This window comes from Paenibacillus sp. JZ16 (assembly GCF_015326965.1).
In the GTDB taxonomy this organism is placed as follows: Bacteria; Bacillota; Bacilli; order Paenibacillales; family Paenibacillaceae; genus Paenibacillus_AQ.
The window spans coordinates 1,406,616-1,423,356 of sequence record NZ_CP017659.1; the positions used below are offsets into that span (position 1 = coordinate 1,406,616).

Here is a 16,741-nt window from a genome sequence, read left to right on the forward strand (position 1 = left end):
TCCTCTATATATTTATTAGATAATATAACGCTATAAAGCCTATAGAGCAGCGCCTTGAAAACATTATAATGGGTGAGGGTCGTTTGTATTCTTGTGTATCTTATCATGAAAGAACATAAATTTCTGCATATTTATCATCAAAACGACTAACAAAACTAAGTCACTATGGTCAGAACGGTTCATACCGGATTTTGATCCGCGAAATCATTTCAATGAAAAAAAGATCAACCGGTAAATCGGTTGACCTTTTTTCAGAAGATTATGGATGCACCACCCTAAGAATCGGTAATGATTAGGCTTCCTCAATAGCAAGCTCATCCAAAGCCTGCTTCGCACGCGAACGCGCTTCCTCTAATGTGCCGGCGGTTGACAACGCAACTGCGACCCGTCTTCCAACCTTGGTCACCGGTTTCCCAAAAATGCGCAGCTGCGTATTCGGAACAGCCAGTGCTTGCTCGGCACCGGTAATTGTGTAGTCCTCCAGCTCTCGCGCAGCTTTCAGCGGACGACTGGCTCCCGGCGTTATCAATTCGATCTCCGGGATTGGAAAACCAAGAATGGCACGGACGTGAAGCGCGAATTCAGATAAATTTTGCGTCACCAGCGTAACCAAGCCGGTATCATGCGGTCGCGGAGACACCTCGCTAAAATACACTTTATCCGCAGCAAGGAACAATTCAACACCAAACAATCCATATCCGCCAAGCTCGTCGGTAATCGTCCTTGCAATATATTTAGCTTCCTCCATTTGCTCATCGGACATGTTGTGCGGCTGCCAGGATTCGATATAGTCCCCGCTCTCCTGAATATGACCGATTGGCGCACAGAAGCTTGTTCCATTGACGGAGCGAACGGTCAAAAGCGTGATCTCTGACTGGAACGTAATGAATTCCTCAATGATCACTCTGCCGTTCTGCACGCGGCCGCCTTCCATCGCCATGTTCCAGCAGGACTCGATATCCCCTTCGCAGCGGCATACACTCTGGCCTTTGCCTGAGGAACTCATCAGCGGTTTTATCACGCACGGAAAGCCCATATCCAGGACAGCCTGTTTAAATTCCTCATAAGTATCGGCAAATCGATAGCCTGCAGTAGGCAGTCCCAACTCCTCGGAAGCCAACCGGCGAATCCCTTCACGATCCATCGTAAGCTTCGCAGCTCTGGCAGTAGGAATAACCCGGTACCCCTCTTCCTCCAGTCTAACCAGCTCCGAAGTAGCGAGCGCCTCGATTTCGGGTACGATCAGGTCCGGCTTCTCCAGCTCGATGATTGCGCGTAATTTCTCCCCATCCAGCATATCGAGGACATGGCTGTGATCGGCAACATGCATGGCAGGAGCGTCAGCATAACGATCGACCGCTACGGTTTCAACACCCAGTCTCTGGGCCTCAATCACGACTTCTTTTCCGAGTTCTCCCGAACCTAGCAGCAGTATTTTCTTCGTTTTTAACATCGTTGTTTTATCCCCTTTTCGTAGTTTCAGAGACTTATAAAAAAAGCAGAAAATAATAAAGAGGTAAGGGAAATAAGCTTCCCTTACCTCTGCCCAGGCGTACGGCCGTCGTCATCTATGTGCTCCCTCATGGTCCCCCATGCTACGCCAGTTACACATAAACCTATACATTGTTATTTAAATCATACTTAATCTTCCCGTTAATTGCAATATCACCGTAAGGCGACATTAGGATTTAGACTTCAGCATATCGATGGCATCCTTCAGCGATTGCGAAAGCCACTTCTTAGGGTGGATTTATCGCCAAAACGAGAAATTTCGTTATTGATCTATCGCTTTAAAGGATTGATGAATGATAGGGTCCAACATATAATATGGATAAATTCATTCCTGTCAGATATTTGAAAGGAGACTTGCTGTGCTGCCCTATTCCAACCCCAATCATGATTTTGCCTTTGAACAAGCCGTAATCGGAATGGCAATGATATCGCTTGATGGTTCGATTCTTAAGGTCAATTCGGCACTAAGTGATCTATTGGGATATTCACAGCAGGAGTTAACTGCCGGGGCGCCACAAGAAGATAGCAGCATCCGCGCCTTATTGAATCAAGTGGTTTGGAACGCAAGAGCCGCTCAAAATCAGCAGCAATCCATAACCCAGTTTGAATATGTTTACCATCATCCATCCGATCGTGAAGTATACCTCAGTGTACGTATCAGCGTTAAGGAGGAGCTGGCGCAGAATTTCCGTGGCTGCTTGGTACAGTTTGAAGATCGAACCTTGCTGAGACAACTTATGAAGCAGCTGGAGCTGAAGGAACAGAAGCTAAACGAGAAGGAAAATTCGTTTTTGCAGCTGTTGGAAGGACTCCCCTTATCCGTACTCATAACAAAAAAAGGCATTGTCCACTATGTTAATCCTGCCGCGCTCAGACTTGTTAATGCTGCGCATCCCCGTGACGTCCTCGGGATTTCAACCGACGTGGTAGTCGACGCATCGCACCATAACAAACTGATGAAACGCAGGGCAAAATATGCCGAGAGTGAAGAGATCGGAAGCGTCGATTATCGGATACGCTGTCTGGACGGGCAGGAGAAAATGGTCACGGGATTCACGTTGATCATAAATTATGAAGGCGAGAAAGCGGCCGTCGGGATCTTTAAAGACATCACAGAGCAGCAGATGGAAGAAGATCGCGTGATGCAATCCGAGAAGCTGACCACCGCCGGCCAGTTGGCCGCCGGCATTGCCCATGAAATTCGGAATCCCTTAACTTCGATTAACGGATTCGTAAAATTGCTGCGATCTGCGGAACGAAGCAACGAGCTCTATTTTGAAATCATTGAATCGGAGCTCAAACGCATCGAACTCATTGTCAATGAACTCCTGGTGCTCTCGAAACCGCAGAGCGTTCATGTCAGCGGACCCATCGACGTGTTTGCCATTATGGAACAGATCATTACCCTTATGAAGGTTCAAGCAGCCCTCAAAAATATCGAGATCATCCCTCATTATCCGATGGCACCGGTCTTCGTTCAGGGTGAAGTAAACCAGCTCAAGCAAGTGTTCATCAATCTGCTGAAAAATGCCATGGAAGCGATGAATCAAGGGGGAACCATTACCTTGGACATTTTGCACAACGCTCAAGAGGTTCGAATCATCGTGCAGGACGAAGGGATTGGCATGACGCAGGAACAAATCCAATCCCTGGGGCAGCCCTTTGTTACGACCAAAGACACCGGGACGGGACTCGGACTGATGATTACCAAGAACATTATTCATAATCATGGCGGTACGATGAATGTAGAGAGCATACCCAATCATGGGACAACCTTTACGATCCATTTACCGGCTTTATAACGCATACATATTATCGGAATGGTGAAGCCAGTTGATAACCGATGTAATAAAAGACTTCTCTGATTAGAAAAGGAACTTTGCTTCTCAGGCTCTGATACGCGCTCCGGGCTGCGGGCGAAGGATTGGCTTCCAATCCCATATCTTCCACCATCATCATCGCCCGCTTCATATGCAGCGGGTCACTTACAATGAGGTAAGAGGACAGTCCTGCTGAATCTCCTACCTTATTGGCAAAGTACAGATTCTGCTCCGTGATCGTCGAAGCCGTCTCGACAAGGATGTCACTCTCCGGAACACCATGCTCGATGGCATACTGCCTGGCAACTTCCGATTCGGCAAGTTCATCCTCCGAACTGCGTCCCCCTGTAAATATCAGCTTGTCTACGTACTGCCGGTCATACAGCCATAGCGCATGATCAATGCGTCCCTGAAAAACAGGCGATGGCTTCCCTTCCCATACAGCAGCCCCCAGCACGATGGCTGCATCAGACGGGATATTGGCTGTTCTTTGCGCATAATTCCAAATGGTGATGCCCACATACAGCGTATAAATTAACAGGATTCCAATGAATACCCCCAACACATAAATCACGGTACGCTTTCTTCTGCCCCGAGCTTCCCTTGCCGGCATATTTCGTGTCATGCTGCACCCCCAGCGCCCAAACTTAATCTACCCTTAGTGTCCATTCTATCATTTTCAGCAAAAAAAGCCTGCTGCTCCCTTATTGAGAGCGTCAGGCTTTCTTTGCTGTCAACTATCGTTTTTTTATTCTAGCACTACCGAGAGTAACACAAACTCGAATCTACCGTTTAATCCGCATCATATCCATACAGCGTGACTCTGTTCTTCCCTTTGCTCTTGGCAATATGCATCGCTTTCTCCGTCTCCGCGATCAAATCCGTGAACTTTAACATGGATGCTGGTGTAAGGCAGGCCGCCCCCACGCTAACGGTCATAAACCCATCCTCTGCCGAGCGATCCTTGGGAATGCTGAGTGCAAGCACGCCAAGGCGTATCTTCTCAGCCAATTCATAGGTACGTTCGGGGCTTTCGTTTTTCAGCTTCAGGATAAAGGTCCCGCCACCGTAGCGTGATATGGACGCTCCGTAGGGTTCGCCAATAATTTTCAGGGCATCGGCTATCCATTGCAAACATAAATCACCGCCATATAAACCATGAAGGGTATTATATACCCGGAAGTCGTCAATATCGACCATCATCAAGGCTAAAGGCAGCTTATTCTGAACACATTCCTCCCAGTCCATCGACAGTTCTTTTTCAAAAGTCAGCGGATTGGGCAGTTCGGTCAGCGGGTCTGTTGTCACATAATTTTGAAGCTGATCCAGCACATCGGAGTATACCCGATCCGGGCCATCTTCCGCCGTACCTTCTCTCAGAATCACCATAATGGAGGATTTACGCCCTTGATGAATAGCAGCCAGCATAAATTCAAGCTCGATCCCGTTGCCCTCCAGCGTAACAAACCTGCCGCTGCCGGATACTAACTGGGTTTGATTCTGCTCCATCCGTTTGATCTGCTCTCTCAGATCAAGTCGCGAATCTTCTCTAGCCAACTTATATATCTCAAGCTGCAGCAGCTCTTCGGGTTTCTTTGCACCGAACAGCGATTCGGCCTGCACATTGCAATACATAATGGTACCTGCCGTTGTCAGTGACAAGAAAGCGACAGGCGACAGGCCCATGAGCTGCAGGTACCGTTCTTCGTTCTCTCTGAAAATTCTCGCATTCTGTATGGCCTGTTCTTTTGCTTGCCTTAATTGATCATCCGTCTGCTTGCGAACGATCGACTTCAATTGCGGGAGAACGCTTAACTCCTGTGACTTCCAAGAATATGAGGTCCCCTCAACCACCTGTCTCCATTTTTCGAATGATTTACGCGGAGATAAACGGACCTTATCCTCCTCTTGGATAACGGCTTTGGCCGGATCGCCGGCCCAATCCACAATTTGAACAACCCCGGGCCTGAACCACATGACATAATTTTGTTGGCCTGGTGACAAAGCGAGATACAATACACCTGATGCGATATCCTTATAAGCTTTAGCGGGTTCATATTCGGCACTGAGTTTAGAACTGTGGTACGTATAATCTTCGGCCTGGGCAGATAACCAGCCGGCAAGCTCCATGACTTGCTTCGAAGTTGGTGTCGTACCGTACAGCATCAAATTATCTTGATAATAAACGACAGCCCCGGTAGCGCTCATTAAATCGAGCAAGGTCTGCTCCTCGTTGTCAAGCTGTTCGATAACATGGAATACATCGGTTTGGCCGATGAAAATTTCGGTAATGCGGGCGGATAAAATTCTGAGCCTCAACTCTGTTTGATAATCGTCGAGCTGCTGTCGTTGATACAGCTCGTTGGAGAAAAAGGAGCCCAGAAAGTTGCATAGGTTGCGGGTCCGGTGGGATACATATTTTCTACTATAGTGATGACAAGTAATCAAACCCCACAATTGGTTGTCATGGATAAGGGAAATCGTGGTTGTCGCGCCAACCCCCATATTATGAAGGTATTCGATATGAAGCGGAGAGACACTCCGCAGCGCAGATAAACTGAGATTCAATGGCTTGCCAGTCAATGGTTGTACCGTAGGAATAATCTCGACCGGCGTATAACTCACATCAACAATCGTCCGCAGCCAATTTCTTAGATACAGTTCACGGGCTTGCCTAGGAATATCCGATGCCGGATAATGGTGTCCCAAAAAAGGCTCCAGCTCCTGCTCTTTAGCTTCGGCAACCACTTTTCCGTTCCAGTGATCATCAAACTCATAGAGCATCACGCGGTCATATCCGAGAATATCCTTCACGAGCTCGCAAGCCACTTGACTCGCCTCCACACGATTCTCGGTTCGTTTCATGCGACTGAAGAACGTCTGTATCCTTTCAAAATCATCCGTAAAGGCTACGGTATCTTCCGATACCAGCTCCAATTCAAGCAGTATCAACCCTTCGCTTTCGTGGACAATTCCGAAAAACGCAACCGGATCATCCCCAACCGGAATCGTTAAATTGATATACTGTAAATCGGGCGTGGCGATCGCCTGAAGATCCCGATGAATCATCAGCTCAAATTGGGCCTTTCCAATAAGTGCTTCCAAATGCTGTCCCAGAAGTGCTTCTGCGCTAATGCCTAAGAACTGATCCGTATTTCGGCTGCATTGGGCGATCCTATAGTCATCAATAGGGTTAATGGCAAGCAGTACGCCATGGGGCTGAATAAATCCTGGAATGTGAATAGGTTCTTTCTCGCAATTCGTCAGGTCGATCGGTCCATCCGTTACATAATCGCCCTCCGTCAGCAGCTCTCGATTTAGTGGATCCTGTTCCGTCATTGCTTATCAACTTCCCTTATTCACAGATTTAATATCAAATAAGCCCAATGCATCTCATTGTTATAAGAGATCCATTGGGCACAGCATATTATAACAATAGAACTATGAGATTGTACGCCATTCAGTCTTCAGCATAGCATAGTAATACTCATCCCACCAGATATCGCCACGAGGAATACACTGTTGAAAATAGCCTTCTCTCCTCATACCCAGCTTCTCCATCACCCGATACGAAGGTGTATTCTCAGGCTGGCATGTCGCAATGATCCGATGCAACCCCATTACTTCGAAACCGTGCTGAAGCAAAGCTCTGGCAGCTTCCGTGGCATACCCCCTACGGTGATAGGTTGAATTAAACACCCAGCCGATTTCATAGGTATGTTCGCCGAACCATGGATGAAACACCACATGTCCTATCACCCGTTGTTCCTTTTGCAGGCAGACGGCATAATGATGAGCTTTATCGCCCTTGTTCTGAGCAAGAAATTGTTTTACTGTTTCTTCCGTATGCACAGGCTCAGGCATGTAATGCATCACCACCGGATCGGATGTATATTGCAGAACATCCTGCCAGTCTTCTGGTTCAAACTCGCGAATTATTAATCTTTCCGTTACGATATCCATTTGCCCGACTCCTCTTCAAAATGTATTCAAGTGTCCTCTTCATACCGCACACTTCAATACAGAGGCAAATGCGATTCGCCGTATATACAGATCTTTCTTAATTACGCCGGGTCACCCTCTTTCACTTTTCAACTTACTCTCATTAAAGATTCGATCAAAAGAGTGACATTCCTTCATAATATGTCAAATTTCTGGTTATTTTTCCGCTTATCGCTCTCATCTCAAATTGTTTCTTTGTGTTTCATTTCATTACAACTTAGACTTGGCTGAGAATCGATTTCATTTTATCAAAATGCATGCCTTCATGATACAAGCAAAAGCTTAAGAATTCTTCGACCCGGGTTAACTTTAAACCTTTGGAGGTTGTATAGGGGGATAAAACCGTATCGTGCAAATGCCCGTTGTACCTGCGTTCGATTCGGTGGACCTGACCCTCAAGCAGTTCGACAAGCTCGTGTATGGATGGCCATGCTTCGCTAATCTCCCTTGGCTTTGAACCCGATCGGAACAGCTCGGTATATTCAGAGGGAAGGGTTATAGGTTCTCCGTTCACGCCGAACGCAAACCTTTCCGCTATGAATAAAACATGTCCCATATTCCATTTCACGTGGTTATTCATTCCACTCGGAATCAACTCCGCTATATCATCCGGGAGATCCCTTACAAGATTCAACGTTTGTGCACGCACAAATTCCAAATGTTCAAACAGGTATGCTCTCATGCAGCCCACTCCTTCTCATTAATATCCAGCGTCCGCTTTAACCGAGTGTACTCCATATGCGGATAAAGAAATAATATTGTTTTCACTCCGTTTCATAAAAAAAATGGATGAATCAAGGGCAAGCCTTCATCATCCATGGATATACTGGTTTTTTTCGCGGATATCCGCTTGAATATAAGAAATAAACGAATGGACTTGCGCAGGTCTCGCTTCTTGTCTCTTGATGCATACCCGAATAGGGTGCGGGAAAGTTACGCCAGACACTTTAACCTTGCCAAGTTCGCCCGAAACCAGTTCTTTCTTGATAGAAAGAGCAGGAACTAACGCAGCCCCGTATCCCGCTTTTACCGCTTCAATGGATTCCTTCAACCCCTCTATCGTTATGGAACAGCGAGGTTCGCGTGCATCCGATGACTCTATCAACGACCATAACCGTTTTCGCGTGTAACTTCCTTCTTCCCTCAACACAAAGGGTTCCTCCATAAGCTCAAGGAATGTCACTTCTTTATCGGCTAGTCGATGAAGGGCAGGCACAGCAAAAATTAATTCATCTTCCATTATTGTAAAGGACTCGATATCTTCCGCTTCAATGGACCAGCTGCCGCATACGATGGAGATATGCACCGAATTGTCCTGTAACCGCTGCAGCGCAGTTCGGGAATTTCCTTTCAGCAGCTGCACCTCCATCCTTGGATGCTCCTGCTTATACCCAACCAGCCATCCGGGCAGCAAAGCGCTCTCGGGCAGCTCGGTTGCACATATTCGCAAACTTCCCTGCTGACCGGATTTGATGGCCTCCATCATCTCTTCCATCTCGGCTTCCATCGCAAATAACCGTTGGGAATGCCTGGCCAAGGCAATGCCTGCTTCAGTCAATTGAATATTGCGTCCGTTAGCCTCAATCAATTTCATGCCGAGCTCCCGCTCCAAATTGCGGATTTGGGCCGTAACGGCTGGTTGACTTAACAGCAAATTGCCGGCCGATCTCGTAATGCTTCCCGTCTTGGAGACATCATTAAAAATGCGTAGTGCATGAAGATTCATAGGTCATCCCTCGATTCTTGATCTATTCACCTGGTCAATCTGTTGTGATCATTTAGATCGTTTATATCCTAAATGAAGTCCATTTGTAAACTGCTGAATCGAATATAGGACACATCGAGGGGAGTGCTCTGAATATAAGGAGCTCTGACTTCTTGGTGATCCGAGTTCGTAATCAGCATGATGATCCGTTTTCATGAATTTTCATGGTCCTGCAACCTTTTAACATTTCTCCCGTCTATAGTGGTGCAGCAAGTACATTTTACCAATTCATGATACGACTTAGCTGAATCCTAGCGTTCTAGGATAATCTACATTTGGAGGATACCTACCATGAAAAAAATCTACAAAGTACTAGCAACCGCTACGGTTCTCGCGATGGCCGCACTGCCAATAGCAGCGAATGCACAGGCCGTCCCTCCTGCTGCAGCCCATAAGGGACAAGGCAACATCACAAATCAGGTGAAGAAAAGCGTTCCTGGAACGATGGGTTACATAACGGACTTCGTCAATGACAAATCAGGCACATGGATTATCGTAACCGGCCGCGGCTTGGCAGCAACCGATCAACAAGAAATCAAGCTCTCGATATCCAAAGATACTAAAATCATTGATGCCAAAGGCAACCAAGTCCAGCTCCAAACGATCGTGGATAAAAACAAAGCGATAAAAGCTTTCTATAACCCAAACATAACGAAGAGCCTACCCGCTCAAGGTTCGGCTCTTACGATCATTGTACAGGATAACGACCTCGCCGGTATTGATGGAACCATCTCGGAGGTAACCAAACAAGGCATTCTGGTGGAAGGAACCAATCTGTACAACGACAGTGAAGAAACCATGCTGCTTCATCTGGATCCAAAAGCAAAAATCATCGATCAAAACGGCAGCGCACTGAAAGCAAGCGACCTGGAAGCCGGCATGAGTATTCGCGCTTTCTATGGACCTTACGTGGCGTTAAGCATGCCGCCTCAATCCTCAACGAATTATATACGGGTCAACACGAATGCCGAGAATAACGATCAGGAGCAAGCTGCCGGCATTGACGGCATCCTTACAGAAATGAAGGATGGAAGAATAAGCGTTTCCGGTAAACCAGCTAAAGCAGGTGACCTCGAATACGTTGTGCTCGCTGTTGATGGCGACACAAAGATTGTAGATGCCGGGGGCAAATCGTTAACGGCTGAAGTCTTAAAATCGGGTCTGCGAATCGAAGCTGAATACGTGTCCGTGATTTACCCTGCCCTGCTGCATGCAGATAAGATCGTGGTCTCCGACACCTCAGCGCCCAAAGTCGAGGGCACGATAACTACATCCGAACGCACGTCAAAGGATCAAGTGTATATCAATGTAGGTTCAGATCAATCCAACGACAACGACATCGTCATCAACATCTCCAAGGATACTCAAGTGATTGGACTGAATCCCGACGAGAAGCTGGAACCCGGCATGAACATCGTGGTCTTCCACTCGCCTATCATGACCATGTCCATTCCGGCAATCACATCCGCTGAAGTGATTATGGTTCAAGCCGACAACTAAGCTGTTGCTCTGGCTGCTTACCGCCGCTGCTAAAATAAATCACAAAAAAACACCATCGTACTCAGGATTCCTGAATACGATGGTGTTTTAATGTAGTAAGATATTAATCGTTACGAACTATTCCTCAAATTCCACGTTGTGATACACCTGCTGAACATCCTCGAGATCTTCAAGAGCATCGATCAGCTTCTCAAACTGGGCAACGCCATCTTCCGGTAAGGTGACAAAATTCTGAGCCAGCATGGTAAGCTCGGCAACGGTAAATTCCGTAATACCAGCGGCTTTGAATGCTTCCTGAACCGCATGGAACTGGTCGGGTTCAGCATAGACGATCACTGCTTCTTCCTCTTCCAGGATGTCACGGACATCCAGGTCGGCTTCGAGCAGCAGATCCATGACTTCCTCAGCCGACTTACCTTCGACGCCGATGACTGCGGTTGGATCAAACATATAAGACACTGAACCGCTGACGCCCATATTGCCGCCGTTCTTATTAAAGGCAGAACGTACAGCAGGCGCCGTACGATTGACGTTGTTGGTTAAAGCGTCAACAATGATCATCGAACCGTTCGGACCAAAACCTTCATAGCGAAGCTCTTCATAATTCTCATCCCCGCTGCCCTTGGCTTTATCCAAGGCGCGGTCAATAATGGCTTTCGGCACATTGTATGTTTTGGCGCGCTCAAGAACAACCTTCAGCGCACGGTTGGACTCGGGATCCGGTTCCCCCTTCTTGGCTGCCACATAAATTTCGACACCAAATTTCGCATATACGCGACTTGTATTTGCATCCTTGGATGCTTTTTTCTCTTTAATATTATTCCATTTACGGCCCATATATTTCCGCTCACTTTCATTATTGAATCTGTAGCCGGTATTCAATAAATACCCTCGTCCATTATATATCTATTAAGTCCCTTGAACAAGGTTAAGAGCTTATATCCGGAAAATAGACAAATACCCGTAACCATCAATCAGCGCTGTTCACCGACAAGTAAGATCACCTTTCCCCTGCCATGACCCGTTTCAACAATGCGATGCGCTTCCGGCGCCTCGTGCAGCGGAAACACCTCTCGAATATGAATGCGAATATAACTCTCCATATATAAATCCACCAGCTCCTGCAGTCTAGCTGCCGTTCTCGTGCCGCTTAGCACGGGTATACCCAACTCCACAGCAGTCTCGTCCGACACCATCGTGCGGATACGCTCCTTGTTGTGCACAAGCTGGGCAGAAGCCCTTAATGCCTCGGGGCCGGCAGCATCAACTGCAGCATCGATTCCTTGCGGCGCGATTCTGCGGACCCTTTCCACAAGCCCAGCGCCATATGCAACCGGTATAACGCCGATGGACCGCAAATATTCATGATTGCGCTCACTTGCGGTTCCAATGACAGCTGCTGCGCCCCAGGCTTTTGCCAACTGGCATGCAAAGGTACCAAACCCGCCTGCCGCGGCATGGATGAGCACGGTGTCTCCTTCCTCAATTCCAACAGATTTCAATGCCATATGTGCCCCCTGGCCATTACCGGAGAAACCTCCAGCTATTTCCCATGGCATGCGCTCGGGTTTGATTACAATCTGATCCGCATCCACCACGACATATTCAGCGTAACAATGGAGCAGTGAGAACCCAAGTACCTCCATGCCCACTGCGAATTGATCGACGCCTTCCCCGACCTGATCGATCACGCCAGCGAACTCATTGCCCGGTATCATCGGGAAACGCTGTTGAGGGACATAGCCTATGGTTCCGTTGCGAACCCCGCAATCAAAGGGCAGCACGCCAGCTGCCTTCACGCGGACTCGCACAGTACCCGGTCCTGCCTGCGGCTGCTTCATTTCCGTTAATTTTAAGACCTCAGGTGGACCGAATGAAGTAATGGCCATAGCTTTCATCTGCAACATCTCCTCTTTTCGTAATGCTTATTAAAAAATGAAATAAAAAGCGCCGCTACAACTGCAATCATGATCATCAGCATGAAGTATATATTGCTAAAGACATACGCGCTCAGATCGTGGATCAACGGGTTCCAAGCCTTAGCGGCTTCCAGATCCACCATGGTTCCGTAAAGGCTGGCAAATATCGCTCCTGCCATGAAATTCAACATCGACAATATACCCATTCCCACTCCACTTTGTTCATGCGGCAGCGTCAATGAAATGGATTTGGACAGCGCAATCGACATAAAGGCTTGCCCGACACCACCGAGAATCAGGAACAAGGCAATCCATACAGGCGAGGCCCCCGTAAATGACGATAATAATAGAAAACAGAACAGAAATAAGCTTACGGCGATGTGGAACAGATATGAAGTGCCTTTACGGTCCGCCATCGTGCCTCCGAATTTGCTGAGTAATGCGGTAGCGATTGCTGCTGGCACCATAACATATCCCGTCAAACCCAGCCTCAATTGGTGAACTTGCGTTAACAGCGTCGGCGTCAGGAACACAAGAGAATATCCTATTCCTGTTGCTGCGAAAGCAATTACCAAGCCAAGCGTGTAACGAACGTTTTTGAATACCCCCGGGTTTATAAAAGGAGCTGCCGCTTTCCGGATTCTCCAGATGAAACAAGTCAATAGCAGGACAAAACTGATCAGGGTCAATGCTGTTGGATTCGTAATAGAGAGCAGCAGGCTAGCTACAGCTCCGGCTAGCAGACCGCAACCGGGCCAATCCATTTGGGCTGTGCCAACTCTTTCATCATGTAAATATTTGTAGTAGAAAGGCAATGTCAACAGAATGAGTAACGGCATGCAAAATAACACGCGCCAATGGACAATGCTTACAAGCATTGCCGCTACGGCTGGACCAGCTGCACTGCCGATAGCGCCGCCTGTCATCGATATCCCTAAAGCTCTTCCCCTATGCTTCGGAGGAAAATAGCGCACGGGGATGATGCCGGATATCGCCGGTATGACGGCTGATCCTGCAGCCTGCAGCATCCTTCCGAAGATGAGCATTCCGTAAACCTGAGACAGCATCCCGATAACCGAACCGACTATAAAGGTGATAAACCCGATGGAAATCAAGATTTTCAGCTTGTAACGATCGGCAAGCTTTCCGTAGATAACACTTCCCATAGCAAATACAAGCAAATACGATGTCGTTACCCAGCTGACTTCGGCCATGCTCAGCCCAAACTCTCGCCTGATTTCTGGGAGCACGATATTAAACATCGTTGCATTCATAACCGATATGGCAAGAGTAAATGCCAGAACGCTGATTAATGCTTCGCTTGATGACTTTCTTTTCCCGATTCCCATAAAAGCCCCTTCCTTCCGAATTTTAAAAGGGATACCCTATTACGTTTGTGTACCGATGTACAAATCTTAAAAGGGATTGTTTTCCTCTCGTTGTTTATTTTATAATGGGTTCGAAATAAACAAAAATATATAATATGCTATGTAGATCATATACTGGGGTATATAGGGGGATGAAGAATGGAACTTCTGCAGCTGCGTTATTTTCAAACCGTAGCCCGAACGGAACACATGACGAAAGCAGCTCAAGAGCTTCATATTGCACAGCCTGCTTTAAGCAAAACCATATCCAGGCTGGAAGCGGATGTCGGAGTTCCGTTGTTTGATCGTCATGGCGGGAGAATCCGATTGAATACATTTGGGAAGCTCTATTTGGATAAAGTTGAACGTGCACTTCATTTGCTGGAGGAGGGCCAGAAAGAAATCAATGAACTTGCAGGACTTCAGCATGGCAGTATTCATCTGGCAACCTCAACCCTGGATCCGTTATCCGAACCGCTGAGTCAGTTTCTGGCGGAGCACCCTGACGTTAATTTTCAAATATCCCAGGTCGGAACGGAGGACATGATGAAGATGATGGAAATGGGGCAGGTCGATTTATGCTTTACTTCGATGGCGATGGAGCAACCCCTGTTATCTCAAGTGACCGTGCTTCGCGAGGATGTGTATTTGGCTGTACCCCAAGCGCACAGGCTCGCTGACCGTACGTCCATTAACTTGGATGAACTGAAGGAGGAAGCTTTTATCGGCTACAAGGAAGATTTTATATTCCAGCAAATGAACGATACATTCTTTCAGGAGGCTGGAATTACGCCCAGATATGTATGCCGGGTTGACGAACCTCCGGCTATTGCAAGTCTGGTTCGTGCCGGTCTTGGTGTTGCCCTCTTCGGATGTTCTCATGTCCAAGACGCCAAGCTTAAGCTTCTGCCCATTGCGAAGCCCGAATGCAAACGGCACTATCGGCTTATCTGGCATGAGAAGCACTATTTATCCTTAGCGGCTCGTCAGTTTCGTGATGACGTCATTCATTACTTTTCGGAAAAATCGTAATACACAGCAAGATTCCAATCATATACAATTTCGATTATTGAAGGCACTTCCTGCTCATGAACAAATGCAGGAGGTGTTTTTTTGCGAGAGAAATGTAGATGAAACAAAAAAATGATTGATTATTAATAGACAAAATATTATTATGTCTATGTATAAAACAACGAAATGCGCATTCGTTTGTTTTTACGCTATCCGATCTGTAAAGTACAGACCTCGAAAGGAGACTCTTTTATTTTGCTTAACAACCCCTATGTTCGAACGATTGTCTTGTCACGCGTTCTCTTGAATCTTGGCATTTGGGTTCGTAACTTTGCCATTCTTCTATACGTTACCGACTTGACGGACAATAATCCTATGTATGTATCCCTCATATCCGTAGCCGAATTTGCGCCGATTTTCTTGTTTGCCTTCATCGGAGGTACTTTCGCGGACCGCTGGCGGCCTAAGCGTACCATGGTCAGTTCTGATGCATTGTCTGCGATATCGGTATTTCTCGTGCTGATCGCCGTTCATAACGGGTCGTGGCAGGCATTACTGGTACTTACGTTCTTCTCAGCCGTCCTGTCCCAATTCTCTCAGCCTTCAGCGATGAAGCTGTTTAAACAGCATGTCCCCGCTGAACAGCTGCAATCCGTGATGGCCATGTTTCAATCGATGGTTGCCTTCTTTACGGTGATCGGCCCAATCGCCGGTGCATTTGTATATCAAACGTTCGGCATTGAAGTATCGCTGGTCGCAACAGGAGCGTTATTCCTGGGTTCTGGATTGATTCTGACTTTGCTGCCCCGTGATATGCAGAAAGAGACACAATCCAAGCAGCAGAACCTGAAACAAGAGCTTATCGAAGGCCTTCGCTATGTATGGAGTAATCATACGCTCCGAACCCTTGCCGCGACCTTCGCCGCGGCTGGCTTGGCAGCGGGACTTATTCAGCCGCTCGCGATATTTGTGACGATTGAGAACCTCGGTCGGGATAAGTCATTCTTGCAATGGCTGTTAACGGTCAATGGAGCGGCGATGCTCGTCGGAGGAGGCTTCGTCATGGCATTTGCCAAGAAAATCCCCCCTCAAACCTTACTAGCACTCGGTCTGAGCGTTAGTGCCGTCGGGACCCTTGGTATTGGCTGGTCAACCAGCGTCATCTTTACGATGCTCCTTCTAGTGATTAACGGATTCTTTTATCCCACCATCCACATTGGAATCAACACCATGATCCTAAACAATACGGAAGGGCCATATATTGGTCGGGTCGGCGGCGCCCTAACCCCGATTTATATGGGAATGATGGTGCTGGGCATGTCGATCGGGGGATTGTTCAAAGACCAGCTGTCCCTGTTCGTCGTTTATGCGGCTAGCACACTCTTGTTCCTGACTGGTTCGGCTCTGCTGCTTCCATTATTTAAAAAGAGAAAGAGCACGGCCGGCGTATTGGAGCAATGAACAACAAAAAAGAGCCGCCTCACATTTCAAGAGGCGGCTCTTACTTAACTAGAGACCGTGTAGCAACTGGCGGTCATGTCGTCTTATTGTTTCAGGCTCGGATGATCCAGGCTTTGAATGCCTTCCCTTCTTTTAGCGTTGAACGCTTGACCCATGCTCTGCACGTCATCTCCTGAACCGCTTCCAGCGCATCATATCGGTTCCGCAAGTAACTGTAAGCTATATGGATCAGTGTTTCCTTGTGTTCCATAATGGCCTGGTAAAAATCGGTCTCATCATCCGTTTTCGTCAGTGCCACCTTTTTCATCTCTGCTTGGGAGCCCATCATGATCTCCTAAAGTGCTATAAACAATAAAACCGAAGCTCTTCTCAAGAAGAACTCCG

14 protein-coding genes and 1 riboswitch are annotated in these 16,741 nt (G+C 47.4%); of the genes, 4 read left to right on the forward strand and 10 right to left on the reverse strand.

What is annotated here, in order from left to right; translation table 11 throughout:
- Positions 1-292 precede the first annotated feature (292 nt).
- The gene (gene purT, locus BJP58_RS06135) at positions 293-1,453 is read right to left on the reverse strand and encodes a phosphoribosylglycinamide formyltransferase 2 (RefSeq protein ID WP_194543228.1); all 1,161 of its coding nucleotides are present in this window, start codon (positions 1,451-1,453) and stop codon (positions 293-295) included.
- Between the two features lie 84 nt (positions 1,454-1,537).
- Positions 1,538-1,618, reverse strand: a riboswitch (ZMP/ZTP riboswitch).
- A 253-nt stretch (positions 1,619-1,871) separates the two neighbouring features.
- Between purT and BJP58_RS06140 the strand changes: the two genes are divergently transcribed.
- Entirely contained in the window at positions 1,872-3,314 is a 1,443-nt protein-coding gene (locus tag BJP58_RS06140) for a PAS domain-containing sensor histidine kinase (RefSeq protein ID WP_194543229.1), read from the forward strand.
- A 10-nt stretch (positions 3,315-3,324) separates the two neighbouring features.
- On the opposite strand, the gene BJP58_RS06145 is transcribed toward BJP58_RS06140, so the two are convergent.
- The 5 genes from BJP58_RS06145 to BJP58_RS06165 all read right to left on the reverse strand — a co-directional run bounded on the left by BJP58_RS06145 (position 3,325) and on the right by BJP58_RS06165 (position 9,060).
- The gene (locus tag BJP58_RS06145) at positions 3,325-3,957 is read right to left on the reverse strand and encodes a YdcF family protein (RefSeq protein ID WP_194543230.1); all 633 of its coding nucleotides are present in this window, start codon (positions 3,955-3,957) and stop codon (positions 3,325-3,327) included.
- Between the two features lie 167 nt (positions 3,958-4,124).
- Positions 4,125-6,671, reverse strand: a complete 2,547-nt coding sequence (locus BJP58_RS06150; RefSeq protein ID WP_194543231.1) for a diguanylate cyclase domain-containing protein — start codon at positions 6,669-6,671, stop codon at positions 4,125-4,127.
- Positions 6,672-6,773: 102 nt separating this feature from the next.
- The gene (locus BJP58_RS06155) at positions 6,774-7,295 is read right to left on the reverse strand and encodes a GNAT family N-acetyltransferase (RefSeq protein ID WP_194543232.1); all 522 of its coding nucleotides are present in this window, start codon (positions 7,293-7,295) and stop codon (positions 6,774-6,776) included.
- Between the two features lie 256 nt (positions 7,296-7,551).
- Positions 7,552-8,016, reverse strand: a complete 465-nt coding sequence (locus BJP58_RS06160; protein ID WP_194543233.1) for a DinB family protein — start codon at positions 8,014-8,016, stop codon at positions 7,552-7,554.
- 129 nt (positions 8,017-8,145) lie between these two features.
- The gene (locus BJP58_RS06165; protein WP_194543234.1) at positions 8,146-9,060 is read right to left on the reverse strand and encodes a LysR family transcriptional regulator; all 915 of its coding nucleotides are present in this window, start codon (positions 9,058-9,060) and stop codon (positions 8,146-8,148) included.
- 330 nt (positions 9,061-9,390) lie between these two features.
- Here BJP58_RS06165 and BJP58_RS06170 point away from each other — a divergent pair, with 330 nt between their 5' ends.
- Positions 9,391-10,599, forward strand: coding sequence for a peptidase (locus BJP58_RS06170; RefSeq protein ID WP_194543235.1), 1,209 nt, complete (start codon positions 9,391-9,393; stop codon positions 10,597-10,599).
- A 117-nt stretch (positions 10,600-10,716) separates the two neighbouring features.
- On the opposite strand, the gene BJP58_RS06175 is transcribed toward BJP58_RS06170, so the two are convergent.
- The 3 genes from BJP58_RS06175 to BJP58_RS06185 all read right to left on the reverse strand — a co-directional run bounded on the left by BJP58_RS06175 (position 10,717) and on the right by BJP58_RS06185 (position 13,867).
- On the reverse strand, positions 10,717-11,436 hold the full coding sequence (locus BJP58_RS06175; protein WP_071218688.1) for a YebC/PmpR family DNA-binding transcriptional regulator: 720 nt from the start codon (positions 11,434-11,436) through the stop codon (positions 10,717-10,719).
- Positions 11,437-11,573: 137 nt separating this feature from the next.
- Complete coding sequence (locus BJP58_RS06180; protein WP_194543236.1) at positions 11,574-12,497, reverse strand: NADP-dependent oxidoreductase; 924 nt, start codon at positions 12,495-12,497, stop codon at positions 11,574-11,576.
- A complete protein-coding gene (locus BJP58_RS06185; RefSeq protein ID WP_194543237.1) occupies positions 12,494-13,867 on the reverse strand; it encodes an MFS transporter in 1,374 nt (457 codons plus the stop codon). The genes BJP58_RS06180 and BJP58_RS06185 overlap by 4 nt, the downstream gene beginning before the upstream one ends.
- Before the next feature lie 177 nt (positions 13,868-14,044).
- On the opposite strand from BJP58_RS06185, the gene BJP58_RS06190 reads away from it, so the two are divergent.
- Together BJP58_RS06190 and BJP58_RS06195 are read left to right on the forward strand one after the other, a co-directional pair.
- A complete protein-coding gene (locus tag BJP58_RS06190; RefSeq protein ID WP_194543238.1) occupies positions 14,045-14,917 on the forward strand; it encodes a LysR family transcriptional regulator in 873 nt (290 codons plus the stop codon).
- Between the two features lie 234 nt (positions 14,918-15,151).
- Complete coding sequence (locus tag BJP58_RS06195; RefSeq protein ID WP_233354983.1) at positions 15,152-16,357, forward strand: MFS transporter; 1,206 nt, start codon at positions 15,152-15,154, stop codon at positions 16,355-16,357.
- 91 nt (positions 16,358-16,448) lie between these two features.
- Here the strand turns inward: BJP58_RS06195 and BJP58_RS06200 are convergent, their stop codons facing one another.
- Positions 16,449-16,685 (reverse strand): sigma factor, encoded by a 237-nt coding sequence (locus BJP58_RS06200; RefSeq protein ID WP_233354984.1) that lies wholly within the window; start codon positions 16,683-16,685, stop codon positions 16,449-16,451.
- Positions 16,686-16,741: the final 56 nt, after the last annotated feature.